This window comes from Microbulbifer maximicatervae (SeqCode), assembly GCF_052468095.1.
Map to the genome: position 1 here is coordinate 1,343,952 of NZ_CP174332.1, position 26,255 is coordinate 1,370,206.

At 52.4% G+C, this 26,255-nt stretch carries 24 protein-coding genes; 20 read left to right on the forward strand and 4 right to left on the reverse strand.

Translation table 11 applies throughout. From position 1 onward, the window contains the following. Nucleotides 1-134: 134 nt before the first annotated feature. Complete coding sequence (gene ygfZ / locus ACJJIL_RS05900) at nucleotides 135-1,175, reverse strand: CAF17-like 4Fe-4S cluster assembly/insertion protein YgfZ (RefSeq protein WP_445361400.1); 1,041 nt, start codon at nucleotides 1,173-1,175, stop codon at nucleotides 135-137. A 112-nt stretch (nucleotides 1,176-1,287) separates the two neighbouring features. On the opposite strand from ygfZ, the gene ACJJIL_RS05905 reads away from it, so the two are divergent. Continuing rightward, complete coding sequence (locus tag ACJJIL_RS05905) at nucleotides 1,288-1,533, forward strand: FAD assembly factor SdhE (protein WP_282931952.1); 246 nt, start codon at nucleotides 1,288-1,290, stop codon at nucleotides 1,531-1,533. Then, nucleotides 1,508-1,960: a protein YgfX gene (locus ACJJIL_RS05910; protein ID WP_445361401.1), complete on the forward strand. Its 453-nt coding sequence runs from the start codon at nucleotides 1,508-1,510 to the stop codon at nucleotides 1,958-1,960. Before ACJJIL_RS05905 ends, ACJJIL_RS05910 begins: the two co-directional genes overlap by 26 nt. A 46-nt stretch (nucleotides 1,961-2,006) precedes the next feature. Here ACJJIL_RS05910 and nadB read toward each other — a convergent pair whose 3' ends face one another. After that, a complete protein-coding gene (gene nadB, locus ACJJIL_RS05915) occupies nucleotides 2,007-3,614 on the reverse strand; it encodes an L-aspartate oxidase (RefSeq protein WP_413662753.1) in 1,608 nt (535 codons plus the stop codon). 178 nt (nucleotides 3,615-3,792) lie between these two features. On the opposite strand from nadB, the gene rpoE reads away from it, so the two are divergent. The 5 genes from rpoE to ycjG all read left to right on the forward strand — a co-directional run bounded on the left by rpoE (nucleotide 3,793) and on the right by ycjG (nucleotide 7,948). Then, on the forward strand, nucleotides 3,793-4,407 hold the full coding sequence (gene rpoE / locus ACJJIL_RS05920; protein ID WP_282931954.1) for an RNA polymerase sigma factor RpoE: 615 nt from the start codon (nucleotides 3,793-3,795) through the stop codon (nucleotides 4,405-4,407). Nucleotides 4,408-4,525: 118 nt separating this feature from the next. After that, nucleotides 4,526-5,230 (forward strand): sigma-E factor negative regulatory protein, encoded by a 705-nt coding sequence (locus tag ACJJIL_RS05925; RefSeq protein ID WP_444925502.1) that lies wholly within the window; start codon nucleotides 4,526-4,528, stop codon nucleotides 5,228-5,230. Between the two features lies 1 nt (nucleotide 5,231). Then, a complete protein-coding gene (locus ACJJIL_RS05930; RefSeq protein WP_445361402.1) occupies nucleotides 5,232-6,455 on the forward strand; it encodes a MucB/RseB family sigma factor regulatory protein in 1,224 nt (407 codons plus the stop codon). A 12-nt stretch (nucleotides 6,456-6,467) separates the two neighbouring features. Continuing rightward, on the forward strand, nucleotides 6,468-6,917 hold the full coding sequence (locus ACJJIL_RS05935; protein ID WP_445361403.1) for a SoxR reducing system RseC family protein: 450 nt from the start codon (nucleotides 6,468-6,470) through the stop codon (nucleotides 6,915-6,917). A gap of 83 nt (nucleotides 6,918-7,000) precedes the next feature. Then, complete coding sequence (gene ycjG / locus ACJJIL_RS05940) at nucleotides 7,001-7,948, forward strand: L-Ala-D/L-Glu epimerase (RefSeq protein ID WP_413662749.1); 948 nt, start codon at nucleotides 7,001-7,003, stop codon at nucleotides 7,946-7,948. Here the strand turns inward: ycjG and mpaA are convergent. Further along, nucleotides 7,936-8,640: a murein tripeptide amidase MpaA gene (gene mpaA / locus ACJJIL_RS05945; protein ID WP_445361404.1), complete on the reverse strand. Its 705-nt coding sequence runs from the start codon at nucleotides 8,638-8,640 to the stop codon at nucleotides 7,936-7,938. The two genes, ycjG and mpaA, sit on opposite strands and share 13 nt — an antisense overlap. Before the next feature lie 171 nt (nucleotides 8,641-8,811). Between mpaA and ACJJIL_RS05950 the strand changes: the two genes are divergently transcribed. The 8 genes from ACJJIL_RS05950 (at nucleotide 8,812) to acpS (ending at nucleotide 16,316) form a co-directional block, all read left to right on the forward strand. After that, nucleotides 8,812-10,206 carry a Do family serine endopeptidase gene (locus ACJJIL_RS05950; RefSeq protein WP_413662747.1) on the forward strand — a complete coding sequence of 465 codons (1,395 nt, stop codon included), beginning with the start codon at nucleotides 8,812-8,814 and terminating at the stop codon, nucleotides 10,204-10,206. A gap of 134 nt (nucleotides 10,207-10,340) precedes the next feature. Next, nucleotides 10,341-12,146 (forward strand): translation elongation factor 4, encoded by a 1,806-nt coding sequence (gene lepA, locus ACJJIL_RS05955; RefSeq protein ID WP_413662746.1) that lies wholly within the window; start codon nucleotides 10,341-10,343, stop codon nucleotides 12,144-12,146. 50 nt (nucleotides 12,147-12,196) lie between these two features. Beyond that, nucleotides 12,197-12,964, forward strand: coding sequence for a signal peptidase I (gene lepB, locus ACJJIL_RS05960; RefSeq protein ID WP_413662745.1), 768 nt, complete (start codon nucleotides 12,197-12,199; stop codon nucleotides 12,962-12,964). 53 nt (nucleotides 12,965-13,017) lie between these two features. Then, nucleotides 13,018-13,458 (forward strand): DUF4845 domain-containing protein, encoded by a 441-nt coding sequence (locus tag ACJJIL_RS05965; protein WP_413662744.1) that lies wholly within the window; start codon nucleotides 13,018-13,020, stop codon nucleotides 13,456-13,458. Then, nucleotides 13,451-14,131 (forward strand): ribonuclease III, encoded by a 681-nt coding sequence (gene rnc / locus ACJJIL_RS05970; RefSeq protein ID WP_413662743.1) that lies wholly within the window; start codon nucleotides 13,451-13,453, stop codon nucleotides 14,129-14,131. Before ACJJIL_RS05965 ends, rnc begins: the two co-directional genes overlap by 8 nt. A 123-nt stretch (nucleotides 14,132-14,254) precedes the next feature. Beyond that, nucleotides 14,255-15,154, forward strand: a complete 900-nt coding sequence (gene era, locus ACJJIL_RS05975) for a GTPase Era (protein WP_282931965.1) — start codon at nucleotides 14,255-14,257, stop codon at nucleotides 15,152-15,154. A gap of 92 nt (nucleotides 15,155-15,246) precedes the next feature. Then, complete coding sequence (gene recO, locus ACJJIL_RS05980; RefSeq protein WP_445361405.1) at nucleotides 15,247-15,933, forward strand: DNA repair protein RecO; 687 nt, start codon at nucleotides 15,247-15,249, stop codon at nucleotides 15,931-15,933. Continuing rightward, on the forward strand, nucleotides 15,930-16,316 hold the full coding sequence (gene acpS, locus ACJJIL_RS05985; RefSeq protein WP_282931967.1) for a holo-ACP synthase: 387 nt from the start codon (nucleotides 15,930-15,932) through the stop codon (nucleotides 16,314-16,316). The genes recO and acpS overlap by 4 nt, the downstream gene beginning before the upstream one ends. Here the strand turns inward: acpS and ACJJIL_RS05990 are convergent. Then, nucleotides 16,313-19,144 (reverse strand): response regulator, encoded by a 2,832-nt coding sequence (locus ACJJIL_RS05990; RefSeq protein WP_413662740.1) that lies wholly within the window; start codon nucleotides 19,142-19,144, stop codon nucleotides 16,313-16,315. The two genes, acpS and ACJJIL_RS05990, sit on opposite strands and share 4 nt — an antisense overlap. Before the next feature lie 298 nt (nucleotides 19,145-19,442). Here ACJJIL_RS05990 and cysM point away from each other — a divergent pair, with 298 nt between their 5' ends. The 5 genes from cysM to hemH all read left to right on the forward strand — a co-directional run bounded on the left by cysM (nucleotide 19,443) and on the right by hemH (nucleotide 26,069). Then, the gene (gene cysM, locus ACJJIL_RS05995; RefSeq protein WP_413662739.1) at nucleotides 19,443-20,339 is read left to right on the forward strand and encodes a cysteine synthase CysM; all 897 of its coding nucleotides are present in this window, start codon (nucleotides 19,443-19,445) and stop codon (nucleotides 20,337-20,339) included. A 638-nt stretch (nucleotides 20,340-20,977) separates the two neighbouring features. Continuing rightward, a complete protein-coding gene (gene relA, locus ACJJIL_RS06000) occupies nucleotides 20,978-23,224 on the forward strand; it encodes a GTP diphosphokinase (RefSeq protein WP_444911202.1) in 2,247 nt (748 codons plus the stop codon). Nucleotides 23,225-23,243: 19 nt separating this feature from the next. Beyond that, complete coding sequence (gene mazG, locus ACJJIL_RS06005) at nucleotides 23,244-24,071, forward strand: nucleoside triphosphate pyrophosphohydrolase (protein WP_413662737.1); 828 nt, start codon at nucleotides 23,244-23,246, stop codon at nucleotides 24,069-24,071. 176 nt (nucleotides 24,072-24,247) lie between these two features. Continuing rightward, entirely contained in the window at nucleotides 24,248-24,901 is a 654-nt protein-coding gene (adk, locus tag ACJJIL_RS06010; RefSeq protein ID WP_282931972.1) for an adenylate kinase, read from the forward strand. Nucleotides 24,902-25,070: 169 nt separating this feature from the next. Continuing rightward, nucleotides 25,071-26,069: a ferrochelatase gene (gene hemH, locus ACJJIL_RS06015; protein ID WP_445361406.1), complete on the forward strand. Its 999-nt coding sequence runs from the start codon at nucleotides 25,071-25,073 to the stop codon at nucleotides 26,067-26,069. Nucleotides 26,070-26,255 lie beyond the last annotated feature (186 nt).

Here is a 26,255-nt window from a genome sequence, read left to right on the forward strand (position 1 = left end):
TATAGTAGCGGTAGTAAGCTGCGTTTTGAGTGGTGCAAACCTTTTTACTTTCCAGAGGTTTTTTCTGGTTGTTAAATCATAAACAAAAAAGGCGACTAAAAAGCCGCCTTTTTGATTAAAAGTACTTTTCCGGTTTAGGCTAGCGGATCGGCGTCTGCATCGTAGGGTAGTTCCTCGATATCCAAAGTACGGCCATCTTTCAGGTGTAAGGTTTCACCTGCGGCCACTTTGGCGATGGTGAGTACGGCGAGTAGCTGAACGCCTTCTTTGCTATGGCAGGCTTCCACCAGATTGCCAATGCTTTGCTTTCCATCTCCAAAGATCTCCATGCCCGATTCAGGGAGGTCCCCCGAAGCGCAGCTGGCCCGGTAAAGGCGACGTTTGGCGGCGCCGCGGAATTGCATACGGGCAATTACTTCCTGGCCGGTATAGCAGCCTTTTTTAAAACTCACGCCACCGAGCAGGTGCAGGTTGGTCATCTGCGGGATAAACATCTCTGTCGTGGCGGCGTCCACCTGGGGGATACCGGCTTCAATTTGACGCATTTGCCAGCAGTCATAGCCGGTAGCTTCACACTCTGGTGATAGCTTTTGCCACAGTTGCTGGACCTTGCTGGTGGGTACCAGGATGGCTAGTTGCAGGTCGGTAATACATTGGGCAATGCAGCGCTCCCCTTCGAAGTCAAATAGCTTCACCTCGCCGACAGAGGGTTGCTCGAAGCCCAGCAATTTGGAGGTGCGCTCTGCCACATTGCGCCCCTGCAGGCCTAACCAGTGGGTTTCATCACTGATGTCGCGCAGCTCTGTTTTGAAAAAGACGGCGTACTTGGCCAGCGCTTGCTGGGCGATGGGGGCCAAGTCCTTCGGCAACTGGAAGATGAACTCACTTTGCGAAAGTTTCAGTGCACTAAAAGCACTGATCATACGCCCCTTGGGGTTGCAGTGAGCTCCCAGGGTGCTGTGTTCATCGGGAAGGTTGATCAAGTCACAGGTGAGCTGCCCCTGTAAGAACTTCTGGCTGTCGGGTCCGGTAATGGAAATAGCTCCGATTGGGCCCAGATCCAGCAGGTGCAAACTCTGAGGGTCTTCGCGACTGGTGAGAGGGAAGTGAGCTTTGCTGCCCTCCCAAATGGCGCCCTCGTTGCTGAGAAAATCCTGCCACTGTTGCTGATCCATAATCCTGCCACCTGCATTTGTATTCGGGGCATAATTTGGGGGTCCTTCGCGCCCTTTTCAAGTTTGGCGGGGCAGGGGGTATACTGCGCTTTTTATCTGGTTGGAAAGAAGTATGGATCGCAACCGCCTGTTTTGGGCCAGTCGCCGTGGCATGTTGGAATTGGATCTGGTTTTGCTGCCGTTTCTGGATAATGTTTACGAGACCCTGGAGCCAGAGGATCAGCAGCGCTATATCCGCCTGCTCGATGAGCAGGATCAGGATCTGTTCGCCTGGTTCTTGCGTCGAGAAGATCCGGCTGACCCGGACTTGAAGCGCATAGTGCAGATCATCCGTGACAACACCGGACTCCAGGAATAGCTCGACACCCCCGCTTTATGAGCGCAGCGCCCGCTTAAGTTGCGTCGTTGCGCCTTCCTTTCTTTTGCATTTGCTCCTTTTGCTGATCACCTTCCTGGCGATCTTACTGGTCTGGTTGTGTAACCTGCCTTTAGTGTTATCAGGGCTGGCGAGCCTTTTTGTTATGGTTTACGCCGGGATAGAGTGGCGCCGGGTGAAAACTGTGAGCGGCCATTTATCGACCCGTGAGCGAAGGTGGTTTTGGCACCCTGATGGCGCAGATCGTCGCGAATTCCAGTTTCTAAATGAGCTGGTGTTGTGGTCTTGGTTGGTGGTGATAAATGGTCGGGACAGGGCTGGGCGCCGGCTCCGTTTGGTGTTGGCCAAGGATATGCTGGCGCCGCAGGATTGGCGCAGGCTACAAGTGGCACTGCGCTATTCCCGCTAGTTAGCTGGGTTGCCGTGGCGGGCCCAGTTGGCTAAAAATTGGTCGGTTAAATAAATTGGCGTTGGCCGGCAAAGTTCTCTGGCACCAAAATCGTGTCCATAGCAAGTTCACGCAGTTGGGGGTAGTCGAGGGAGTAGTGCAGCCCCCGGCTCTCGCGGCGATCCAGGGCCGAACGAATAATCAATTCCGATACCAGGGAGAGATTGCGCAGTTCAACCAGGTCGCTGCTGATGCGGTAATTGGCGTAGAACTCGCGAATTTCTTTCTGCAGCAACGTTACTCGGTGTTGTGCGCGCAAGAGTCGCTTGCGGGTGCGCACAATGCCTACGTAGTCCCACATAAACCGGCGCAGCTCATCCCAGTTATGGGAAATCACTACATCTTCATCGGAATCGGTGACTCGCGATGCATCCCAGTCTGGAGATGGGCGGGGCGCCTGTACCATACCCAGGTGCTCATCGATATGCAGGGCTGCTGAGCGAGCGTAAACCAGACACTCTAACAGCGAGTTGCTGGCAAGGCGGTTGGCGCCGTGTAAGCCGGTAAATGTCGTTTCGCCAATGGCGTAGAGCTGGTCCAGATCTGTGCGCCCATGGCGATCGACCATAATGCCGCCACAGGTATAGTGAGCTGCAGGCACCACTGGAATAGGCTCTCGGGTGATATCAATGCCATATCGAAGGCAATTGTTATAAACCGTTGGGAAGTGATCGCGGACAAACTGAGGATCTTTGTGGGAAATGTCCAGATAGAGGCAATCTGCCCCCAGCCGTTTCATCTCGTGGTCGATAGCGCGGGCGACGATATCCCGTGGCGCCAACTCTCCTCGCTTGTCGAAGCGGTCCATAAACCGGCTGCCGTCGGGAAGCTTGAGTACAGCGCCTTCACCGCGTAAAGCCTCTGTTACCAGCAGGGCTTTGGCCTTGGGATGGTAAAGGCAAGTGGGGTGAAATTGATTGAACTCCATATTGGCCACGCGGCACCCGGCGCGCCAAGCCATTGCGATTCCATCGCCGCTGGCGCCGTCCGGGTTGCTGGTATAAAGGTAGGCCTTGCTGGCCCCCCCGGTGGCCAGGACGACGGCTTTAGCCTGGATCAGCTCGACCTCATCGTTGCTCTTGTTGAGTACGTAGGCGCCGGCACAGCGAAATCGGCCTTTATCTGGATCCGGCTGGCGAATTAGATCGATGGCAACGTGGTGTTCGAAACAATCGATATTGGGGCTGTTTAGCACCTTGGTGATCAGGGTGCTGTGTACCGCTTGGCCGGTGGCATCAGCGCTATGAATAATGCGCCTGTGACTGTGCCCCCCCTCTTTAGTGAGGTGGTAGCCCTGCTCCTCGCGGGTGAAGTCCACCCCTTGATCGATTAACCAGCTGATCGCAGCAGTGCTCTCCTCTACGGTAAAGCGCACTGAAGCGGGGTGGCAGAGTCCTGCACCCGCGTCTAATGTGTCTGCAATATGCGACTCAACCGAATCCATCTCATCCAGCACTGCAGCGATGCCTCCCTGGGCGAACCAGGTGGAGCCATCTTGCAATCTCTGTTTGGAGAGCAGGGCCACGCGATACTGGGAGGCGAGATGCAGGGCCAGTGTAAGGCCTGCTGCACCGCTTCCAATTACGAGAACGTCGTAGTTTGCCTGGGCATTCATAGATTTCAATTATGTTTAAGGGTCGCGTAGTATAGCGCCTCCTGATTATTCGTCGATTTGACGTGGAACTTATGTCCTATTGTCATTGTCATCAACACAGTAAAAGAAACGCCTGCGCCGGTGGCCCCGCAGTTAAATTTTGTGGCGCCCGCAGTGTGGCTGGATATGGGAGTTGGGGATGACAGCGCATCAGGCGTCAACGAGTGACCGTGAGCTGGTAGAACGGGTACAAAAAGGGGACAAACGCGCTTTTGATCTTCTTGTACTCAAGTACCAGCACAAAATTGTTGCTGTAGTGAGCCGGTTCATTAAGGACCACAGTGAAGTACAGGATGTAACCCAAGAAGCTTTTATTAAGGCTTATCGTGCTCTTGCCAATTTTCGCGGCGAGAGTGCTTTTTACACCTGGATGTATCGGATTGCGATCAATACCGCCAAGAATCACCTGGTTTCCCGCAGTCGTCGGCCGCCATCTTCCGATGTTGAACTGGAAGATGCTGAGTTTTACTCGGGCGCTGACCTGCTGCGTGACAACGAGACACCTGAAAGTCAGATGTTTCGCGACCAGCTGGAAGCGGCGGTGCATCGCGCTATTCGCGCACTGCCAGAGGATCTGCGCTCAGCGGTAACGCTGAGAGAGCTTGAGGGACTGAGCTACGAGGAAATCGCCGAGGTTATGGGATGCCCGGTGGGAACTGTGCGCTCTAGAATATTTCGCGCACGGGAGGCGATAGACCGGACAGTCCAGGCCGTGATGGCCGGCGAGCCGGAAACACTGGGTGACAGGGGTTAAAATTGCGGAAAATTTTCCCAGTCGGGGAAACCAACCGCTCAGACTCCGGTCATAACATGTAACCAAATATGGTGCTTGTGGGCACCGAATAAATGATTGCACAAGAGGGTTAACCCCTATGTCCCACGGGAATCATCAGGAACGTCTTAACGAGTCGCTCTCGGCGCTCATGGATGGCGAAGTCAGCGAACTGGAGCTGCAACGGCTTCTGAAGGCCAGCGCGGCCTCTGAAGAGTTCGGTGAGCGCTGGTCGCGTTACCAACTTGCGGCGAGTGTTATGCGCCGCGAACAGGTCGCGCCGGTCGACATCGGCCTTGCAGCGAGTATTTCTGCCGCCATCGATGAGGAAGAGCCTCTGTCGCAAAACGGCAATGGGGGATCTGCGGTTGCTGGCAATTTGGTCAACAATCGCTGGTGGCGTCCGCTGTCCCGTGGTGCTGTTGCTGCGACGGTGGCCTTTGCTGCCATTTTGGGTGTGCAGCAAATGACAGATTCTCCACAGAGCGCTATTCAGGGGGCAAACCAGCCGGTAGCTTCGGTAGAACGGGAGGCTCAGCCGGTCGTTCAGTCTGCACCGCAGCCTTCCGGTTTCTATGTGCCCGCCCCTTCCACGCGCTCAGTGAGTACTGCGACTCCCCGCTTTGTGCCGGAACAACGCACCGGTGTTGTGGGGCAGGCCGTAATTCAGCAGGCCCCGACTCCCGAGTTGATGCGCCACCTGAATCGCGTAATGATTCAGCACTCAGAACAAGCCGCTCATGTGGGCAGTCAGGGCATGGTTCCCTTTGCTCGCGCCACTTACGGCGAACAGGTTGGAATGTAGTGTGACGAAAGTCGAAACCAGGGGGCGCCGAATTTTCAGCGGGATTCTCAAGGCCAACGGTCTACTGTTGGCCTCCTCGTTGTTGGCGCCCATGTCATTTGCCCAGGTTGACACTGGGGTTGAACCCAGTGCCCCCACCACCATCAATCTCGATATGAGTACTGCTCCCGCAGCAGCCCCAGCTGTAGTGGAAGTTGCTATGACAGACGGGGGCTCGGCTGAGGTGGAAAGTCCTGCCGCAGTACCGGCCGATCCAGCAACTGCAGCCCCGGAAGGCGCTGTTGGTTCCGTGCCGGCGCAAGAGGCGGTGACATCTGGTGTAGTTAATCTCAACCCTGCAGCGCAGAGCGGCCTGGTAACCCCGGGTGTAGTGAGTAGCAACGAGGTTGAGCATTGGCTAGCCAAGCTGGCAAAAGCAGTAACTGAGCTTGAATACAGTGGTCTGGTGACCTTTGAGCATGCGGGCCTCCTGGAGACCTTGCAGGTAGTTCACGCGGTTCGAGAAGGTGAGCAGGTAGAGCGCGTGCGCTACCTCAGTGGTGAGCCTAGAGAGTTGATCAGCCACGGCAGTGCCGGAAATTGCGATGTCAGTGCTTCGCCAAGAAATCGTGCTACAGCATGGAGCTCGGCGGGCCAACAACAGGCTCAGCGCGCCTACCAATTTATCTTGCGGGGTGAGGAGCGAATCGCGGATCGCGATGCTGTTGTGATTGAGGCTCGACCGAGGGATCGCTATCGCCTGGGTTTGGTAGTGAGTCTCGATAAACAGACTGGGCTGCCGTTGAAGACCATGCTGGTTAGCACTCAGGGCCGCGTACTGGAGCGTTACCAGTTTGTACAACTGGATCTCTCCCCTGTAGAGGATGCCGCACTACAGGCGGTCTCCAATAATGCCCGGCGCATCGATAATCGGAATGAGTGTACGGCTTCACAGAGCCGCTGGCAGGTGGGCTGGTTGCCCGATGGTTTCCGGGTAGTGTCCGTCAAGCCCTTATCTGATGGCGATATGATGGTGTTTAGCGACGGGCTGGGAGTGTTCTCTGTATTTGTCCAGCGCCTCGGTCCAGAACTTGAGGGTTTTAAAGGCCGCGCAATCCGCGGAGCCACAACAGCCTATATGGACCGCTTGGAAATTGAAGGTGTTGCTTACACTGTAACAGTGGTGGGTGAAATCCCCGAAACTACAGCGCGCCGTGTTGCCAGCTCAATTACCGCAAAGAGCTAAGTGAGCATATAGGTGCTTCAAGAGCGTGGTCGGGTGGTGGCCATAGAGTCCGATGCTATCTGGGTGGAGACCACCCAGAGTAGCGCCTGTAATGGCTGTTCTACCAAGTCCAGCTGTGGGACCGGATTGCTGGGCGATCTGTTTTCTTCTTCGACCCGCGTTAAAGTAGCTCTCAACGGTTTTTCCGCAGATAAAATCCACCTCAATGATGTGGCGGTAATTGGTATTACCGAGAATGCCCTGACCAGTAGTGCCTTGCTGGTTTACCTCGTCCCCTTGATGTCCCTGGTGCTAGTTGCACTGATTGGGGATTCGCTCTTCGCTGAACCCGGTGCTGTAATTGGGGCCTTGATCGGTCTGGTCTTCAGTGCTTTGGGAGTTCGCTGGTACAGTAGGTCCCAGTCGCAAAACCCCACCTACACCCCTGTACTTCTGCAGATTGAGCCCTCCCAAAAGAAATAGTCCGTCGCCTCCGCCTTCGCCAGCTAGCCCTCGTCTCCCTGGCCTAAACTGAGAGTTCCTTTTATTGCCTGGAGGCTCTGCCAATGAGGGCTCGCTGTTTTGATGAGCGCTGGCCTCTACGTACTGCATTTGTCATCTCTCGTGGCGCGCGCACTGAGGCTCAAGTTGTGGTGGTGGAGCTTAGTGATGGTGAAGTCTCTGGCGTCGGTGAGTGCACGCCTTATGCTCGCTATGGAGAAAGTGCTGCCTCTGTTTTGCACCAGCTGCAGCCAATGCTCAAAGAGGTGAGTGATGGGTTGACCCGAGAGCAATTACAGCTGCGTATGCCTGCCGGAGCGGCGCGAAATGCATTGGATTGTGCGCTGGCAGATTGGGAGGCTAAAAAAGCGAGGCGTCTACATCCGGCTCCGGATTTTCTCCCTACCGTACAGACATTAGTTGTTGATAGTCCCGAGGCAATGGCAAGTGCTGCGAAAATTGCTGTGACTGCGGGAGCTGATGTTCTCAAGTTGAAACTTGATGACCAACATGTGCAAGAAAGGGTGTCGGCAGTACGCTCAGCAGCACCGGATGCCAGGTTGGTGATTGATGCCAATGAGGCATGGCGAAAAGAGACCTTGTTACAGAGATGTCATGATTTAAGCGAGCTGGGGGTGGCGATGCTTGAGCAGCCACTTCCTGCGAGCGAAGATGAATTTTTGGAGAGCTTTGAGCACCCGCTGACGATTTGTGCGGACGAGAGTTGCCATACTCGGGAAGATCTGCCGAAGTTGCTCAAACGCTATGAGATGGTCAATATCAAGTTGGACAAAACTGGCGGGATTACCGAGGCCCTGGCACTGGCAGATGAAGCGACTGATCTCGGCCTGGAAATTATGTTGGGATGTATGCTTTGTACCTCTCGGGCTATCCGAGCAGCCTGGCCCTTGGGAAGTCGAGCGAGCTTTCTGGACCTGGATGGGCCCACCTGGCTGGCCAGCGATGTGGAGCCCCCTCTGCTTTTCAAGGCGGGTAGAGTTTATTGGTCGTAAGTCAGCAGATCGATTAGCGCTTGCAGATAGTCTTCACTTGCCGCATCAGCTGATATTGGGGGGAATTCAAGGGTAATACAGGGCAGTGTTTGTTCTGCACACCAGGTGCCGAATGATCCTGGGGTCTGGTAACCCACATCCCCAACCAGAGGGAGCTTGAAATCGCTGGCAAGCTGCATTCCCAGAGGGCTGTTGCTGGGGTCCTCGACACAGGCAAGGGGCTCGTGAATGGAAACGGTCCAGGTCGGTCCCAGCTTTGCAAGCAGCTGGCAAAGTGCAGAGGTCTCGGGTTCAGAGGCGGCGCTATCACCTGTACTTAACCGAACATCGCGTTTTTCCGCAGCACTGTTCCACCGGTAGACATTGCCACCGCCATCCCAATTTGCAGTGGCAAAGTTGCGGTTGAGATCCACGCCGCGTGCGTTGGCCCTGGTGCCCAGCTGGCAGCCATCCGGATTGACAGCGAGGATTACGTGATGTCTCAATGAATTGGTGGCGAGGGCCCGCAACGCGCAGGATAGAGCGACGACTGCGGCGACTTCATCTCCGTGGGTGCCGGCCATTATGAGGCCGTGGTGGGTGCCGGTTTGCGCGGGAAAATAGAGTAGGGGGGCGCCCAAAACACTTTGGCCGTAGAGCTCGGTGGGCAGGTGAAACTGACCGCGTTCTGGGCGCGGGCGCATTTCGGACATCGTTAACTCTTTACACAGTTTTACAGTCTGTTGTAGAACTTTGGTGACTAGATCGCCACTAAGTCGTTACTGAGAGTCCCTAAGGGGCTGGACAAGCCAAGGCTCGCCCTTGAAAGGACTCGAAAATCCAATGGTTTCATATTAGAAAGGATCACTAGGGGTAACAAACCTATGGTTAAACGTTGTACACAATATCTACTGGTTCTTTGTCTGTTGGTTTCCGGGGCTGCCAGTGCCCGTGGACTACCCGAACTTACGGAGTTAATCGAAGATAACTCTCCGGCAGTCGTCAAAATCAACACGGTTGATCGCAACCGCACTAGTCGCAGTAGTCAGCCGCAGCTTCAACAGGAAATTCCCGATATCTTCCGCCACCTTTTCGAGCCGCGCCAGCGCCAGCAGCGCCCGGTAGCGAGTATGGGGTCCGGCTTTATCATCTCTGAAGACGGTTATATCGTAACCAATAATCACGTGGTCGATGGTGCAGACCAGGTAACCGTTACATTGACTGATCGTCGCGAGTACGAGGCGCAGGTTATTGGCAAGGATGTGCGCTCCGATCTGGCCCTGTTAAAGATCGACGCGGAAGACCTGTCGTCAGTACGCTGGGGGGATTCCGAAGAACTGCAGGTGGGAGAATGGGTTGTCGCTATTGGCTCTCCCTTCGGCTTGGACTACTCCGCAAGCGCCGGGATCGTCAGTGCGATGGGGCGCAGTATCCCCAATGAGAGCCGCGAGAATTACGTTCCTTTTATCCAGACAGATGTCGCAATTAACCCCGGAAATTCCGGAGGCCCGCTGTTTAACCTGGATGGCGAAGTAGTGGGTATCAACTCTCAGATCTATACCCGCAGTGGCGGTTCTATCGGACTCTCTTTCGCTATTCCCGCAAGCCTTGCCCAGGATGTGGTTGCCCAGTTAAAGGAAAAAGGGCGGGTGGATCGAGGATGGCTCGGAGTAGGAATCAGTAATGTCGACCGCAATATGGCGGAAGCCATGGGCCTTGGTAAGCCCGCCGGCGCCCTGATCGATCAGGTGAGTCCTGGGTCGCCCGCAGCTCAAGCGGGAATTATGCCCGGTGATATCATTTTGCGATTCCATGGTCAGAAGATAGGGGTTTTTGGCGACCTGCCGCACGTTGTAGGGCAGATTCGACCGGGTACACAGGCCCAGGTGGAGTTGATCCGCAATCGTAAACCCGAGCGTCTGAGTGTTACTGTCGGCACCCTGCCGGGTTCTGAAGATGAAGCGAGGCAAGTGGCAGCCAATCCCAGCTCTGGAGTGGGTGGGCGCCTGGGTGTCGTGGTTGAGGAAATTCCCGATATCCTGAAGCAGCGCTGGAATGTGGAAACTGGGGTGCTGGTGAAACAAGTGATTCCAGGCAAGCCCGGTGCCAAAGCAGGTTTGCGCAGTGGCGATATCATCGCGCAACTTGGTTTTGAAGAAGTTGGCGACATTAGTGACTACAAAACTGTCGTCAAGGATCTGCCGGAGGATGAGCTATTGCCGATTCGCTTCTTCCGGGCCGGGCAGTCCACTTTCCGTACAATTAAGATCGAAAGCTAGCCGCTTTCCAGCGATTGGTGGCCCATTGGGCCACCTAGCTCTCACCTCTGTCCATGAGTTCTGTTAGACTTGCGCCACACAGTTGGCACTATAGCCAGCTAATCATTTGATTTTGCAAGGGTTTTTATTCCGCAGTGGCCACAGATCTCTCTCATATCCGCAATTTCTCCATTATTGCCCATATCGACCACGGGAAATCTACCCTGGCTGACCGCTTTATCCAGGACTGTGGTGGCCTCTCCGATCGGGAGATGGCTGAACAGGTGCTGGACAGCATGGAGCTCGAGCGCGAGCGTGGGATTACCATCAAGGCGCAGAGTGTGACGCTCGACTATGAAGCGCGCGATGGTAAGACCTATCAGCTGAACTTTATTGATACCCCCGGACACGTGGATTTCTCCTATGAAGTGTCCCGTTCTCTGGCAGCTTGTGAAGGCGCGCTACTGGTGGTAGATGCCGCCCAGGGCGTTGAGGCCCAGTCGGTTGCCAACTGCTATACAGCCATTGAACAGGGGTTGGAAGTTATCCCTGTCTTGAACAAGATGGACTTGCCCCAGGCAGACCCTGAAAAGGTTGCCGAAGAAATTGAAGATATTATCGGTATCGATGCCGCCGAAGCGACTCGTTGCAGCGCTAAGTCTGGCCTCGGTGTTGAGGATGTACTGGAAGATCTGGTGCGCTTGGTACCACCGCCTGAAGGCGATGTCGATGCTCCTCTACAGGCGCTGATTATCGACTCATGGTTTGACAGTTACCTGGGCGTTGTTTCCTTGGTGCGTGTTGTACAGGGCACCCTGAAAACCAAAGAAAAGATTGTCACCAAATCTATCGGTCGTGCCCATGTTGTGGACAGCGTGGGAATCTTTACACCCAAGCGCCACGAAACCGGTGTACTTCGCGCAGGTGAAGTGGGCTTTGTGGTGGCAGGTATCAAGGATATTCATGGCGCTCCTGTGGGCGATACGTTGACCCATGCTAAGGGCGCCGATGATATTGATATGCTGCCGGGCTTCCAGAAGGTTAAGCCCCAGGTTTATGCAGGCTTGTTCCCGGTTAGTTCAGACGATTATGAGGCTTTCCGGGATGCGCTGGAGAAGCTGTCGCTGAACGATGCCTCCCTGTTCTACGAACCAGAAACATCCGATGCCCTGGGCTTTGGTTTCCGTTGTGGCTTCCTCGGCATGCTGCATATGGAAATTATCCAGGAGCGTCTGGAGCGGGAATACGACCTGGATCTGATTACCACAGCGCCGACCGTGGTTTATGAAGTTGAGCAGTCAGACGGTGAGATAGTGATGGTAGATAATCCATCGCGCTTACCCGATGTAGGCTCCATCGAAGAGATGAGGGAGCCGATTGCCGAGGTGAATATTCTTGTACCTCAGGAGTATTTGGGCAACGTCATCACTTTGTGTGTGGAAAAACGCGGTATTCAAAAGGACATGCAATACGTAGGTTCACAAGTGTCCCTGCGCTATGAGCTGCCGATGAGCGAAGTGGTTATGGACTTCTTCGACCGTCTCAAATCCGTAAGCCGCGGCTTTGCCTCTTTGGATTACAGCTTTGTCCGCTTTGAAGCGGCCAAGTTGGTGCGACTGGATATCCTGATTAATGGTGACCGGGTGGATGCTCTGGCGCTGATTGTCCACCGCGATAATGCGCAGCAGAAAGGCCGCGCAATGGCGGAAAAGATGAAAGAGCTGATTCCCCGTCAGATGTTTGATGTGGCGATCCAGGCGGCTATTGGTGGTCAGGTGGTTTCGAGAACCACGGTGAAGGCGCTGCGCAAAAACGTGACGGCCAAATGTTACGGTGGTGATGTTACTCGTAAGAAGAAGCTGCTGGAGAAGCAGAAAGCGGGTAAGCGCAGAATGAAGCAGTTGGGCCGTGTTGAAGTGCCGCAGGAGGCATTCCTGGCGGTACTGAAGGTGGATCAGTAGGGCTTCGGCCCTGCGCCACGACGAAAAATAAGGGATAGTAGAGAAAAGTAATGGATATAAATTTACCTCTGATTCTGCTGTGGTTGGTTGTGATTAGTGGCGGAATCTGGTTAGTTGACAGTCTGTTTTTCGCCCGTCAACGCAAGAAGAATGTCGGGGACCAGCAAGAAGATCCGATCGTTGTCGAGTACGCGAAGTCTTTCTTCCCGATTCTGGCGATCGTATTTGTTCTGCGCTCTTTTATTGTCGAGCCCTTCCAGATTCCTTCAGGTTCAATGATTCCAACATTGGAAGTTGGGGACTTTATTCTGGTCAACAAGTATGCCTACGGTGTGCGCTTGCCAGTGTCCCGAACCAAGGTAATGGATGTGGGTGAGCCCAAGCGCGGCGATGTCATGGTGTTCTTTCCACCCCACAATAACGATACTTACTACATCAAACGGGTGATTGGGTTACCCGGTGACAAGATAGAGCTGAAGAACAATGTGCTCTATGTCAACGGTGAGATGGCTCGCCAAGAATTGATCCGGGCCATCCCGCCGAGTAACCCGCAAACAGAAGTCATGTGGGAAGATCTCGATGGCTATCGCCACGAGATGCAGAAAAGTGTCCGCCCCCGGCAGTACAGTAACTTTAGTGGTGTAGTGCCGGAAGGGCATTATTTTATGATGGGCGATAACCGCGATAACAGCCTCGATAGCCGGGAGTGGGGCTTTGTCCCAGAGAAGGATATCGTCGGCAAAGCTTTCGCCATTTGGATGCACTGGGACAAGTTGCTCAGTTTGCCCAGCTTTAAGCGTGTAGGCTCAATCCAATAAAGAAACCAGCCGGGCGTTAGCCCGGTTATTTATAAAGGATAGAGGGCATAGTTATGGGTAGTAAACTCAACCTTTCACTGCAGCAGCAGCGCGGTATGAGCTACTGGGGTTGGCTGCTGATTATCGCGATGTTGGGATTTGCTTTGACCTGTGTGTCCAAGATGGCACCGGCCTACGTAGATGCTCGTTACGTTAACGAAGGGCTAAAAACCCTCGGTCAAAACCCAAACCTGGAAGATATGACCACGGGTCAGATTAAAAAAGAGCTGAACCGTTTTTTCCTGGTAAACAATGTGCGCGGAGAGCCTACTAAATCTGTGCAGGTAGTTCGTGGTGCAAAGGGTTCTGTTGTGAGCATCAATTACGAACTGCGCCAGCCGCTGATATACAACGTAGATGTTGTGATGAAGTTTAATAAACAGCTCGACACTGCGAAGCCGGAGCTTTGCTGTGATGCGCTGATCGATCTGGAGCAATTCCGCAAACGTGACTGATCTTTTATTGGAACGCCTTTGCAAGCGCCTCGGCCATGATTTTGATCAGGCCGAGCTGCTTGAGTTGGCTCTTACTCACCGATCCCATGGGAGTCGTAATAATGAGCGCCTGGAGTTTCTCGGCGACTCGATACTCGGGTTCACTATCGGCGCGGCACTTTACGAGCAGTTCCCCAACGGGCGCGAGGGGCAGTTGAGTCGCTTGAGGGCACAATTGGTTAGCGGTGAAACCCTGGCAAAACTTGCGCGGGAGCTGGAAATTGGTGATTGCCTGCGCCTCGGTGAAGGTGAAATGAAAAGTGGCGGCTTTCGTCGGGCATCGATTCTGGCCGATGCCGTAGAGGCTCTTATTGGGGCCATCTATCTGGATGCCGGTTTGGAGGCTGCGCGCTCCCGGGTACTTGAGTGGTTTGCATTGCGCTTGCAGGGCCTATCACTAGAGACTGTGAAGGATCCCAAAACCCGCTTGCAGGAGTGGCTGCAGGCGCGTAAAAAACCTCTGCCGGAATATAAAGTCGTAGATGTTTCTGGCGCTGAACACGCACAGCATTTTGTAGTGGAGTGCCGTGTCAGTGGCCTTACGCAGCCCGTAAAAGGCGAAGCCAGCAGTCGCCGTAATGCTGAAAAGACTGCGGCGGTGGAAGCTTATAAGCTCCTCACCGGGCAGGACTAACCTTACAATAGAAACGACGCGCCGGATCCATTTCCCGCATCGTAATGACAGCCTCCTGTATCACTGGGGGCGCTTCTGGCTCCGGGGATTCCCGGAGACCTCCAACTCTTTCGGAGAAATTTCTTGAGCGAACAACCTTCTCGCTGTGGCTATGTCGCGATTGTCGGCCGCCCCAATGTGGGAAAATCCACACTGTTGAACCACCTGCTGGGGCAGAAACTCGCGATTACTTCGCGCAAGCCGCAGACCACCCGCCACAATATGCTCGGTATTAAAACCGAAGGTCCAAACCAGATTATTTTTGTCGATACTCCGGGGTTGCACTCCGATCAAGAAAAAGCGATTAACCGCTATATGAACCGAGCTGCCGCCAGCGCTGCGCGGGACGTGGATGTAGTGGTGTTTGTTGTAGAGCGCACTCGTTGGAGTGAGGCAGACCAGTTGGTGGCAGATAAGCTGCGCGGTATTAAATGCCCATTAATTATCGCCGTGAACAAGGTGGATCAGCTCGAGGATAAAGCTGATCTGCTGCCCCAGTTGCAAGCCCTGGCTGAGGAGCACCCGAAAGCTGAAATTGTTCCCATATCAGCCTTGCGTAACGTAAATCTGGATACTTTGGAAGAGGTTATTCTGAAGCACTTGCCTGAGGGGCAGCATTTCTTCCCCGAAGATCAAGTGACCGACCGCAGCTCGCGCTTTCTCGCAGCAGAAATTGTTCGCGAAAAAATTATGCGTCAATTGGGTGCCGAGGTTCCCTACCAAGTTACTGTGGAGGTAGAGGAGTTTGCCCAAGAGGGTAAGGTCTTGCATATCAGCGCTGCTATTTTGGTTGAGCGGGCGGGCCAAAAACGTATCATCATTGGAAATAAGGGCGAGCGAATCAAACAGATTGGCAGCCAGGCTAGAGAAGATATGGAGCGCTTGTTTGATAGCAAGATAATGCTCAATTTGTGGGTGAAGGTGAAATCTGGCTGGTCTGATGATGAGCGGGCTCTGCGCAGTCTCGGTTACAGAGACGAGTAATCATCAGGGCAATTTCCCCTGGACCTATGAAAACGCCTCAACCGCCTCAACCCGCATATATCCTCCATTCGCGGCCCTATAAAGACTCCAGTTTGATCCTGGAGCTTTTCACTCCCGATTACGGCCGGCTGGGCTGTGTCGCCCGTGGGGCCCGCCGTGACAAGCAGCGCCGCCAACAAGCGTTGCAGCCCTTCACCCCGTTGCTTGTCACATTGATGGGAGCGGGTTCACTTAAAACGCTCGGTCCAGTCGAAAATGTTGGTGTACCACTATGGCTCAAGAGCCGAGCGGTTTATGCGGGCCTTTATGCCAATGAACTGATGGTAAGGCTCCTTCCCGAGGGCGAGGCGCATTACACGCTGTTTGCAGCTTATCAGAGCCTGCTGGAATCTCTGTCCCAGCTGGAGGGACTCTCCAACGCTGAACTGGAAGGTCCGCTTCGTTGCTTTGAGTTACAACTGCTCCTGGAGCTAGGTACCTGCCCATCCCTCAATATTTGCGGCCCGCAAGGAGACCCTGTAAGTGAAGATGGGGTTTATCGCCTGGATGATGAGTGGGGTTTAATTCCTGTTCACCGCTCCAAAGATGAGAGCCTGGGAGAGTGTTTTTTTTCAGGTGCCGAACTATTGGGGATGGACAGCGCTATGAATGGGGGTGTCTGGTCAGGTGAGGCTTTAGCACCTGCAAAGCGCCTTACACGATTATTGCTGAGGAAAGTATTGGGGGATAAGCCTTTGCAGAGCAGAGAGCTTTTTCGACAGGTTTACGGAAAAAAATGATTGTTAGTATTGGCACCGATATTTGTAACTATGACCGTATCGAGGTGGCGTGGCAGCGCTTTGGTGATCGCTTTGTTGAGCGTGTTCTTAACAGTGCGGAGAGGAAGGACTTTTATGCTATGGCTGAGCCCATCCGTGCTGCATATCTGTGCAAGCGATTTGCAGCGAAGGAGGCTGTAGCCAAGGCCTTGGGCACTGGGATTGGTGAAGGGGTTTCCTGGCAAGACATCGATGTCCGTCGCCGCAAGGGCGCTGCACCGCAGGTGGTGCTGGCGGGCGCAGCTGAGGAGAGGGCCGAAAAACTTGGTGTGGACAGAATCCACCTCAGCCTGTCTGATGAAAAAGACTCGGCCCTGGCATTCGTCGTATTTGAATCCTGCTAGGCAACTACCTCCAGGCCAAAGAGCGCATCCAAGTCCTGTTCAGAAGCCCACTCGCGCAGGGCCCGGATCTCCCTGAGAACAGCATTGAGTTTGCGCTGGTCAAAGGCTTGGGCATCGGAGCCTTGGATAGTGCGCAATGCCTCTTGTAACACGCAAGTTGATTCTCTCAAACGTGAAACTCCGCAATAGCAGCAGCCACCGTGCATGCGATGAGTGAGTTCGAACATGCCCTTGTAATCCCCAAGGTTGTACAACCTTTCCAGCTCTCTCTCATCTGAACTGAGACCGTCAATCAACATGCGCAGCATGTCCCTGGCCAGCTTGGCATCCCCGTTGGCGAGGGTCAGGCATTCGCCAATGTCTACCAGGCGCATCTCTTCAATCTTCACTTTTTCTGCGGCCTGGGGAGTGATGATCTTAAGCCAGCGCTTGATCATATGGGAGAGCTGGGCCTCGCTAACAGGCTTGCTTAAGTAGTCGTCCAGTCCCGCAGACAGCAGGCGTGCTTTTTCTTCGGCGCCGGCGTGGGCGGTAAGGGCAATGATTGGAGTACGGCGGCCGGTCTCCTGCTCACGAATCAGGCGTGTAGCTTCGATACCATCCATCTCGGGCATTTGAATATCCATAAATACTAGGTCGAAAGCTCCCTGCTGCCAAAGCTGTAGAGCTTCTTCGCCGCTTGCTGCAATAACGACTTCTACATCTTGTGCTCGCAGAAGTTCGCCGACCAGTCGGCGGTTTGCCGCGTGGTCATCCACTGCCAGCACACGCGGTGGTGCGGGCCACGGTAGCGCCTGTACCCCGCCACTAACCCGCTGTTGCCCCTGCTGTGGTACTGCTCGTTTCAGGGATCGCAGCAAATTGTCTCGGGTGACGGGTTTGCTAAGGAAAGTGAGAGTGCGGGTGCGCAGTTGGTCGTAGCAGCGACGCAATTCAGCGGGTGGGCCCAGTACGATCACGCGGCACTGATAGGTATCAACCAGCGACTGCACTTTGCTACTGAAATTATCAAAATCACCTTTGGCAGTAGCTGTATCGATAATAACCGCATCCGGTAGGGCATCGTGCCGCCACATTTGCTCGATTGCCGGTTGCAGAGTATCGGTATCGCCGAGTTCTATGGGCTCCACTTGCCATTGGCTGAGTAGCTGGGCTACCTGGGTCCGTGTAACTGGGTTGGGGTCTGCAAGTAAAATTCGGCAGCCAGGATATTGAATACGCGGATACATGCCTCGATTGCGTTCAGCCTGGAGGGAAATTTGCACCCAACAGGTGCTGCCGTCATTGGCTGTTTCTTCAATACCTGTGCAGCCGCTCATCCTCTCAACTAGGCTGCGGGCTATAGACATCCCTAAACCATTTGCGCTGATTTGTTGGGTGAGCTGTGGGGACTTGCTGGTGAGGATGTTCTCAATTTCACGGCGACCAGCCTCGTCAATACGGTTACCCAGGCCGGTAACCGAAATACGGAGTACAAGTTCTGAGTTATTAACGCTATGTACTGACAAGCGCACGGGGATATTGCCATTTGCCGAGCTGCGCACCGCGTTACCCACCAAGTTTGTAAGTATTTGCTTAATTCGTAATGGGTCTCCGATTAAAGTGGGAGGGAGTTGAGAATCGATCAAAGGCACCAGTTCCAGGTGGTGCTCATAGGCGTTTGGGGCCAGTATTTGCAGGGTCTCTTCAAGTAGTAAGCCAAGGTCCATAGGGATATGGTCAAGGACCAGGTTGCCGGACTCAATGCGGGAAAAGTCCAGGATGTCGTTGATGGTAGTCAACAGGTTTTCCGATGAGCGTAAAATGGTTTGCAGGTAATCCTGCTGTAGCTCATCAATTCCAGTTTTTAACAACAGGTTGGTAAAACCAATAATTCCATTTAAAGGTGTGCGAATCTCGTGACTGGTATTGGCTAGGAACGTCGATTTAATCCTGCTTGCTTCCTGCGCCCTTTTACGTGCTAAGTCCAGCTCAATATTTTGTTCTTCCATACTGTCCAGGGATTGGCGCAGGTCATCCATAGACTGGAGCAAGTTGGCTTTGTATTCCTGTTGGTAACTGGACAGGTTTTCAGCCATCTCGTTAATTTGGTTTCCCAGTTGAGCGAGTTCTCGATTCTCCGTTTCATGGGTGCGTCGATCAAACTCACCTCTGCCAATCGCCTCCAGAGTATGTCCCATTCTAATCAGGCTGTGAGCAAAGCGCTCAGACATGATGACCGACCAAGCCAGCGCGGCTAGGGTACAGAGAATCAACCCCACCAAGCCTACGAGTAAAACTTGGTAAGTTCCCACCAGGAAATAGGGGCGATGTAGCTCAATACTTATCCAGCAGGTGGTGATATCGCCTTTCAATGGCTGTAAAACCTGAAGGGTCTCATCATCTTCAAAAATAAAGGGTTCGCGCTTGTTAAGGGTGTCTCTGCTAATGGGGGTGCGTGGACGCGGCCCGACACTGGCCAGCAAGCTGAGTCCGGTGCTGGGGTTGAGAGCTAGCTTGGGGCTGGGTTCGGTGGAGTAGACATGAACAGATCTGACCATATCTTTTTCCAGCATAAGCGCCAGCAAACTTTTACGCAGCCATTCCATTCTAAGTTCAGCTGGATGGCCCCCGCTCATCTCAATTAGTTCAGCTAGCTGTTCGGCGCTGGCTCGACCGTGGCTTAATAGCAATTGGCGACGATCGTGCATTTGCTGCAGGGTGAAAACGAGAGCGAGGAGCAAGGACAGGATTAGTGCGGGTGCTACAGTAAGGCGAAATACCAGGGTTCGTAAGGATCGAGGTTGCTCTGGTTCCTCGATTGAGAGAATAGGGTTGCCTGGGGCCATGTTAAGAGGGGCCTTGTACGATTATTTTTCCCTCATTTTACCGTTATGTACATCTGAGCGCACTCATTCACTTATCAGAAAACGCTTCTTTTTTGTCACAATATGCGCGTTTTAGAGGCTCAAAGATTCACGGTGCCAAGATTAGATAGCGCGGCATAGCCATCTGAATAATACCGCTTCAGGTATAACTCCCTTAATAACCTGGGTAGGGAGTAGACCAAAGTAGACGGTATTTAGTGCATAGTACCGCTTGCTGTACACTTGAACCCCGCGAGATTTTTCTGGAATTTATTGCATTATGGATTATCCAACAATTGCTGACTGCGTAGGCAATACCCCGCTGGTTAAACTACAGCGCCTGCCAGGTGATACCAGTAATACTGTTTTGCTCAAGCTGGAAGGCAATAACCCTGCGGGTTCGGTAAAAGACCGCCCGGCACTTTCAATGATCAACCATGCGGAAGCTGCAGGATATATTTCTCCGGGAGATACCCTGATTGAAGCGACCAGCGGTAATACGGGAATTGCCTTGGCAATGGCTGCAGCGATTAAGGGCTATCAAATGATATTGATTATGCCCGATAGTGCTACTGAGGAGCGCAAGGCTTCAATGACAGCTTATGGCGCTGAGTTGATATTGGTTAGCGCAGAAGAAGGTATGGAGGGTGCGCGGGACTTAGCTTTGCAAATGCAAGAGGATAAGAAAGGATTGGTACTGAACCAGTTTGCCAATAGCGATAATCCCCTGGCTCACTATGAAGGAACCGGTCCGGAGATTTGGCAGCAGACCTCTGGAACGGTGACTCACTTTGTCTCCTCAATGGGTACAACCGGTACCATTATGGGATGCGGGCGTTACCTGAAGGAGCAAAATCCCGATATTCAAATCGTTGGATTGCAGCCAACTGAAGGCTCCAGTATTCCGGGGATTCGCCGTTGGCCGGAGGCATACTTACCTAAGATTTTTGTTCCTGAGCAAGTGGATATGGTCATGGATATGGACCAGCGAGAAGCTGAGGATATGACTCGCAGGCTAGCGAAAGAAGAGGGTATTTTTTGTGGTGTTTCCTCTGGAGGGGCGGTAGCCGGTGCTTTAAGGCTGTCTGCGCAGCTAGAAAATGCGACGATTGTTGCAATTGTCTGTGATCGTGGAGATCGTTATTTATCTTCAGGACTTTTTGCCTCCCCAAAATAGTTCTTACTTTTATTCTCTAATTTATCTTATTTTATTGATCAATGCTGGAAATAAAGTGCTTTAACTCCAGCATTGTGCCTGATATCTACTAGCAAAAACTTTGTGAGATTCGCAGCTTTGTAAAGTGATTCGCCAATCAATTTATAATCATCTCTTTTGCCCCTTTTTTTGGGGGGAGCCTCTAATCCTCCTGCTATATGTGCATTGCCAATTAAAAAAAGCAATAACTAAGCCGGTAAATACAAAAACTGATAGTTTGTAAAGTTCGGTAAAGCCTTGTTTTGTGTTCATGTAGAGGTGGAGAAATTCACTTTTAAGTAACAAATGCAACCTGTTCACTTCTCTCGATATTCCCCAATATCACAATTTTAGTTTTCTATAGGCATTGGTTTTGCACGTTTACTGTTGGTTAAAAGGTCAACAAGCTGGACAAGACTTATACCCTCCCACTCAAATTGGTACGAAAAACTGCTGAATTTCGCGCAGCTTATTGAAATGTATACAGAAAATCATGGACTTTGGTGAGTTCAAACCTATGATAGAGAAGCGCTTAATCCAGCATGAGCACTGAGTAAATGTGCTGCTAAGCTAGGTAACGACAAAATTATGCCAATAACACAAATGACTCTTGTTAAAAGATGGTTCAAGTAAGAAAGCATCATTCCTTTGGTGGAGAAGGTGAACTCGACCTTGAATCCTGGTTGCGCCATGTACAGAAGCTCGCGGGCCTGGATGGTTCTGCGATAGTAACTTTGCGGCGTGCAGCTGAGGTGAGTGCCGAAGCAGAACAGCGCGCAATTGAGGCGGAAAATATCTGGGCTGAGGGCGCTAGCAGTTTTGCCACAGGCCTTGAGATGGCTGAGATTCTCGCCGACTTACAAATAGACTCAGAAGCACTTGTCGCGGCGGTGCTGTACCGTGCCGTACGTGAAAAACGCCTGCCACTGCAAGCTGTGGAAAAAGAATTTGGTGAGCGAGTTGCCAAGTTGATTCGTGGTGTTTTGCGTATGGCTGCGATTCGCAGTCGCAGCGCAGATACCGGAGAAGAAAGCCCGAGTGGTGCGGTAGAGGAACATTCAGAGAATATCCGTCGTATGCTGGTAGCATTGGTCGACGACGTGCGAGTCGCTTTGATCAAACTCGCTGAACGTACCTGTGCGATTCGTGCTGCAAAAAACTCAGAGCCGGCTAAACGCCAGAGAGTTGCTCGTGAAGTGGCCGATGTTTATGCACCCCTTGCCCACCGCCTGGGAATTGGTCATATCAAATGGGAATTAGAAGATCTATCTTTTCGTTATCTTGAGCCGGAAGATTACAAGCAGATTGCTCGCTTGCTGGATGAGAAAAGACTGGCTCGGCAGCAGTATATCGACGAGGTATTGGAGCTATTGCGCTCTGAACTCGAGCGCGCCCATATTGAAGGCGATGTCTACGGGCGAGCAAAGCATATCTATAGTATCTGGCGGAAAATGCGCCGGAAAAATATCGGCTTCTCCCAGGTTTATGATATTCGCGCAGTGCGTATTCTTGTCCCAACTGTAAGGGATTGCTATGCGGTTCTGGGTATAGTGCACAACCTCTGGCGCAACATACCGAATGAATTCGATGATTATATCGCCTCCCCCAAAGAAAACGGTTATCGCTCTCTGCACACGGCTGTAATTGGCCCCGAGCGAAAGGTGCTCGAGGTTCAGATCCGAACTTTTGCTATGCATGAAGAGGCGGAATACGGTGTTTGTGCTCACTGGCGTTACAAGGGCACTGATCTTAAGAGCGAGAGTAAAGATAGCTATGAGCAAAAAATATCCTGGTTGCGTCAGGTGCTCGACTGGCATGAAGAGGTGGGGGGGAACCCACTACAAGATGATTTGCGCTCCAGTGAGGCAGATTCACGTATTTATGTATTTACCCCCGGCGGTCATGTTGTAGACCTGCCTCGGGGTGCAACTCCATTAGATTTTGCCTACAAGATCCATACAGAAATTGGTCACCGTTGTCGTGGGGCTAAAGTAGATGGCCGAATCGTGCCGCTCAACCACCGGTTGGAGACAGCCAATCAGGTTGAAATCCTCACAGGAAAACTCGAAGCGCCGAGTCGCGATTGGCTCTCTTCGGGCATGGCCTATATCACTACCTCTCGTGCCCGAGCCAAGATTATTCACTGGTTTAAGCAGCAGGCTCGGGATCAGAATATCGCCGATGGCCGCAGTATTCTCGACCGGGAATTTAAGCAGCTGGCGCTGAGTGATTTCGATTTCGATAAGTTGGCAGCCAAGCTCAACATGCATTCCCTAGAGGACCTCTATGCGGCAGTGGGTGCCGGTGATATAGGCGTGGGTCAGGTTCTCAACGCAGCCCAGCGAATGGTGAAGGTCGACAATGTGCCTCGGGTACCATCGCTGACGGCTCCAGTTGCCCGGGGAGAAGGCAAGGCAGATGTCTATATCGACGGAGTGGGTAATTTGCTCACCCACATTGCCGGCTGTTGTAACCCCGTTCCAGGCGATGAAATTATGGGGTATATCACCCTTGGGCGCGGGGTTTCTATACATCGTAAAGACTGCGCAAATATGCTGCGTATGCAGGTTGAGGAGTCTGAAAGGGTACTCCAGGTAAGTTGGGCGGAAAAACCCCGTGAACTTTACGCCGTTGAAATTATGATCGAAGCCTACGATCGCCAGGGCCTGTTGCGAGATGTCACGGTGATGCTGGACAGTCAGAAAATTAATATTACCGCTATGCAAACCCGCTCTAATAAGAACAAGCATACGGTAGAAATGATCGTGACTGCTGAGATCCACAACTTTGAAGAGTTGAGCCAAGTTTTACATCGGATCAATCAACTGCCCAATGTGGCAGCGGCAAAGCGGCGAATTCTGCGCTGAACGTTGAGTAAGGAATAACGTGGAAAAGAATTACTCTGTGGAGGACCTCCTCCACTTGATGGCTCAGCTTCGCAGCCCTGAGGGCGGTTGCCCTTGGGACCTGAAACAGGACTTTGCCAGTATTGTCCCCTCTACGATTGAAGAGGCCTATGAGGTAGCAGAGGCTATTGAGCAGGAAGACTTTGAGCACTTGCACGAAGAACTCGGAGATCTACTCTTCCAAGTCATTTTTTATGCCCAGTTAGGGCGTGAGAAAGACTACTTTGATTTCCCCCAGATTGTTGACACTTTGGTACGCAAACTAGTGCGCAGGCATCCCCATGTCTTTCCAAGTGGAACCCTCTACGGCGACCGCTCTGCCGAAGCTCTTGATGAAGCTGAAATAAAGAGGAATTGGGAGGCGATTAAAGAGGCCGAACGCACTGCCAAAGGGGATGCAGGAACCCTGGCAGGAGTAGCTGTGGGGCTGCCGGCTTTGACGCGTGCAGCCAAATTGCAGAAGCGCGCCTCCCGTGTCGGTTTTGACTGGCCCAATATTGATGGTGTCCTCGATAAGATTGAGGAAGAGGTTGCAGAGTTGCGGGAGGCCGTGACAAATGGGGATACGGAGCATGCAAAGGAGGAGCTGGGGGATCTGCTTTTCTCTTGTGTGAATGCATCCCGCCACCTGAAGGTTGATCCTGAGGCAGCTTTGCGGGGGTGTAGCAGGAAATTTGAGCGGCGTTTTGGTTATGTTGAGTCCAGTTTACACAGTGAAGGTCGGCAAGTATCAGAGGCAACGCTGGAGGAACTGGACAGACTTTGGGACAAGGCCAAAGTTCAGCGGGAGCCCGGTGCTGATAGCTAGGGATCTTAACAGGCTTACATAGAGCGGAACTTTAAGCCCCTTATAGTGCTCTGTGGTTTGTATGGATTGTGGGGGTATCGGTAGCAATCTTGCCCAATCTGAGGTGTGAGTGTAAGGTAGCGCTCTTTTAGCGCGGCGGCTTTTGGTTCGTCGATAGTATTGGAGGCTTACTGAACATGCGAATTATTCTCTTGGGCGCGCCGGGAGCCGGCAAGGGCACTCAGGCTCAATTCATAACAGAGAAGTTCGGCATTCCGCAGATCTCCACCGGCGATATGCTTCGCGCTGCGGTGAAGGCGGGTACCCCTCTTGGCCTACAGGCCAAGGATGTTATGGACGCGGGAAAATTGGTTTCTGACGACCTGATCATTGCGTTAGTTAAAGAGCGCATTGCCCAGGAAGACTGCGCTAAAGGGTTCCTGTTCGATGGTTTCCCTCGCACTATTCCCCAGGCTGAAGCCCTTCTGGAAGCCGATGTACATATCGATCATGTTCTGGAGATCGCTGTTGACGATGAAGAAATCGTAAAGCGTCTCTCGGGCCGCCGGGTTCATGAAAACTCTGGTCGCGTCTATCACATCGTATACAACCCGCCCAAGGCTGAGGGTGTCGATGATGTGACTGGCGAGGCACTGATCCAGCGTACAGATGATACTGAAGAAACTGTTCGCAATCGTTTGGCGGTTTATCATGAGCAGACGGCACCGCTGGTAGGCTTCTACCGCGAGCTGGAAGCACGCTCTCCTGAAGCGGCTCCCAAGTACAGCAAGGTAATGGGTGTTGGCGGTATGGATGAGATTCGCGAGAAAGTGTTGGAAGCGCTCAGCTGAGATCATCGCTAACATTTTTTAAAAGCCCCCACTTGGGGGCTTTTTTGTATCTCCAGAAGTGATATTGAGCGAGTTGATCACGGCGGTATTGGCCTGGCAGTATGCGCTCTTCCCTGCCTGATAACTGGCAGGATTTCTTGAAAGGATAAGATTTCTAACGGGGCGGTTTATGTCTACGGCAATAATTTTGATGAATTTAGGTACTCCAGCTGAGCCTACACCTACAGCAGTAAGAAGTTTTTTGCGGGAATTCCTTTCAGATCCGAGGGTTGTCGAGATACCGCGGCCAATCTGGCTGACCATATTGAACTGCTTGGTACTGCCTTTTCGTCCACAACGTATTGCCCCTGCCTATGCGGAAATATGGAATAGCAGTGCAGATGAAACAAAAGTGGAAGGATCGCCGCTTCTCTACTATACGCAGAAGCAAGCAGAGCTGTTGCAGCAGCGTTTAAAAGCAAAAGGTTGCGATGTCGCTGTTGAATATGCCATGACTTATGGTGAGCCCCGCCTCGACAACACCATAGAAACTCTGCGCGAGAAAGGTTTCGAGTCTTTTATAGTGCTTCCCCTATATCCCCAATATTCCGCTACCACAACTGCAGCAATTTATGATCAGGTGGCGCAAATTTTTCGCAATAGTCGCGATATTCCGGATATTTCTCTGATTCGAGATTATTACCAAAATCCGCTCTACATAAAATCCCTGGCCAATTCAGTAAAAGAACACTGGGAAAAAGCAGGGCCAGCGGAAAAATTGTTACTTTCATTTCACGGTATCCCAAAAGCCAATGTTGATAAGGGGGACCCCTATTATCGCCATTGCATGGAAACCGCACGGTTATTAGCGGATGAACTAGAAATCAGTGAGGATAAGTGGCAAGTCACATTTCAATCGCGCTTTGGTAAGGCAGAGTGGCTACAGCCATACACCGATAAGACCCTTATTGAATGGGGTAAAACAGGAGTTAGTAGTGTCGATGTAATTTGCCCGGCTTTTTCTGCGGATTGCCTGGAAACATTGGAAGAAATTTCGGTAGAGAATCGCGCTAATTTTATTGATGCTGGGGGCAGTGACTACCGATATATTCCTGCATTAAATTTGCGTGAGGATCATATAGAGGCGCTTGCGGAAATTGTGCAAACTAAGCTCAATGGGACAAAATAATTTCTACCAAAGTGCTAAAACGGGACCCAAAAGTGAAAATTGATAAGAAAAATATACTTTTTTTATAAAAAGTTTCTCATTTTTCGCTTTTTTACTTGCAATGCCGGGTATTTTTATTAACTTTGATAAAGTTGTATCGAAATAGGCGGTGCGGCGCTCTGCATAAGTAATAAAAACGGCCGATTC

What these genes read in the sequence shown, in the direction of transcription:
- ygfZ (WP_445361400.1), bottom strand. Translation starts at nt 1,175, where the DNA reads ATGGATCAGCAACAGTGGCAGGATTTTCTCAGCAACGAGGGCGCCATT.
- ACJJIL_RS05905 (WP_282931952.1), top strand. Translation starts at nt 1,288, where the DNA reads ATGGATCGCAACCGCCTGTTTTGGGCCAGTCGCCGTGGCATGTTGGAA.
- nadB (WP_413662753.1), bottom strand. Translation starts at nt 3,614, where the DNA reads ATGAATGCCCAGGCAAACTACGACGTTCTCGTAATTGGAAGCGGTGCA.
- rpoE (WP_282931954.1), top strand. Translation starts at nt 3,793, where the DNA reads ATGACAGCGCATCAGGCGTCAACGAGTGACCGTGAGCTGGTAGAACGG.
- ACJJIL_RS05925 (WP_444925502.1), top strand. Translation starts at nt 4,526, where the DNA reads ATGTCCCACGGGAATCATCAGGAACGTCTTAACGAGTCGCTCTCGGCG.
- ycjG (WP_413662749.1), top strand. Translation starts at nt 7,001, where the DNA reads ATGAGGGCTCGCTGTTTTGATGAGCGCTGGCCTCTACGTACTGCATTT.
- mpaA (WP_445361404.1), bottom strand. Translation starts at nt 8,640, where the DNA reads ATGTCCGAAATGCGCCCGCGCCCAGAACGCGGTCAGTTTCACCTGCCC.
- ACJJIL_RS05950 (WP_413662747.1), top strand. Translation starts at nt 8,812, where the DNA reads ATGGTTAAACGTTGTACACAATATCTACTGGTTCTTTGTCTGTTGGTT.
- lepB (WP_413662745.1), top strand. Translation starts at nt 12,197, where the DNA reads ATGGATATAAATTTACCTCTGATTCTGCTGTGGTTGGTTGTGATTAGT.
- ACJJIL_RS05965 (WP_413662744.1), top strand. Translation starts at nt 13,018, where the DNA reads ATGGGTAGTAAACTCAACCTTTCACTGCAGCAGCAGCGCGGTATGAGC.
- acpS (WP_282931967.1), top strand. Translation starts at nt 15,930, where the DNA reads ATGATTGTTAGTATTGGCACCGATATTTGTAACTATGACCGTATCGAG.
- ACJJIL_RS05990 (WP_413662740.1), bottom strand. Translation starts at nt 19,144, where the DNA reads ATGGCCCCAGGCAACCCTATTCTCTCAATCGAGGAACCAGAGCAACCT.
- cysM (WP_413662739.1), top strand. Translation starts at nt 19,443, where the DNA reads ATGGATTATCCAACAATTGCTGACTGCGTAGGCAATACCCCGCTGGTT.
- relA (WP_444911202.1), top strand. Translation starts at nt 20,978, where the DNA reads ATGGTTCAAGTAAGAAAGCATCATTCCTTTGGTGGAGAAGGTGAACTC.
- adk (WP_282931972.1), top strand. Translation starts at nt 24,248, where the DNA reads ATGCGAATTATTCTCTTGGGCGCGCCGGGAGCCGGCAAGGGCACTCAG.
- hemH (WP_445361406.1), top strand. Translation starts at nt 25,071, where the DNA reads ATGTCTACGGCAATAATTTTGATGAATTTAGGTACTCCAGCTGAGCCT.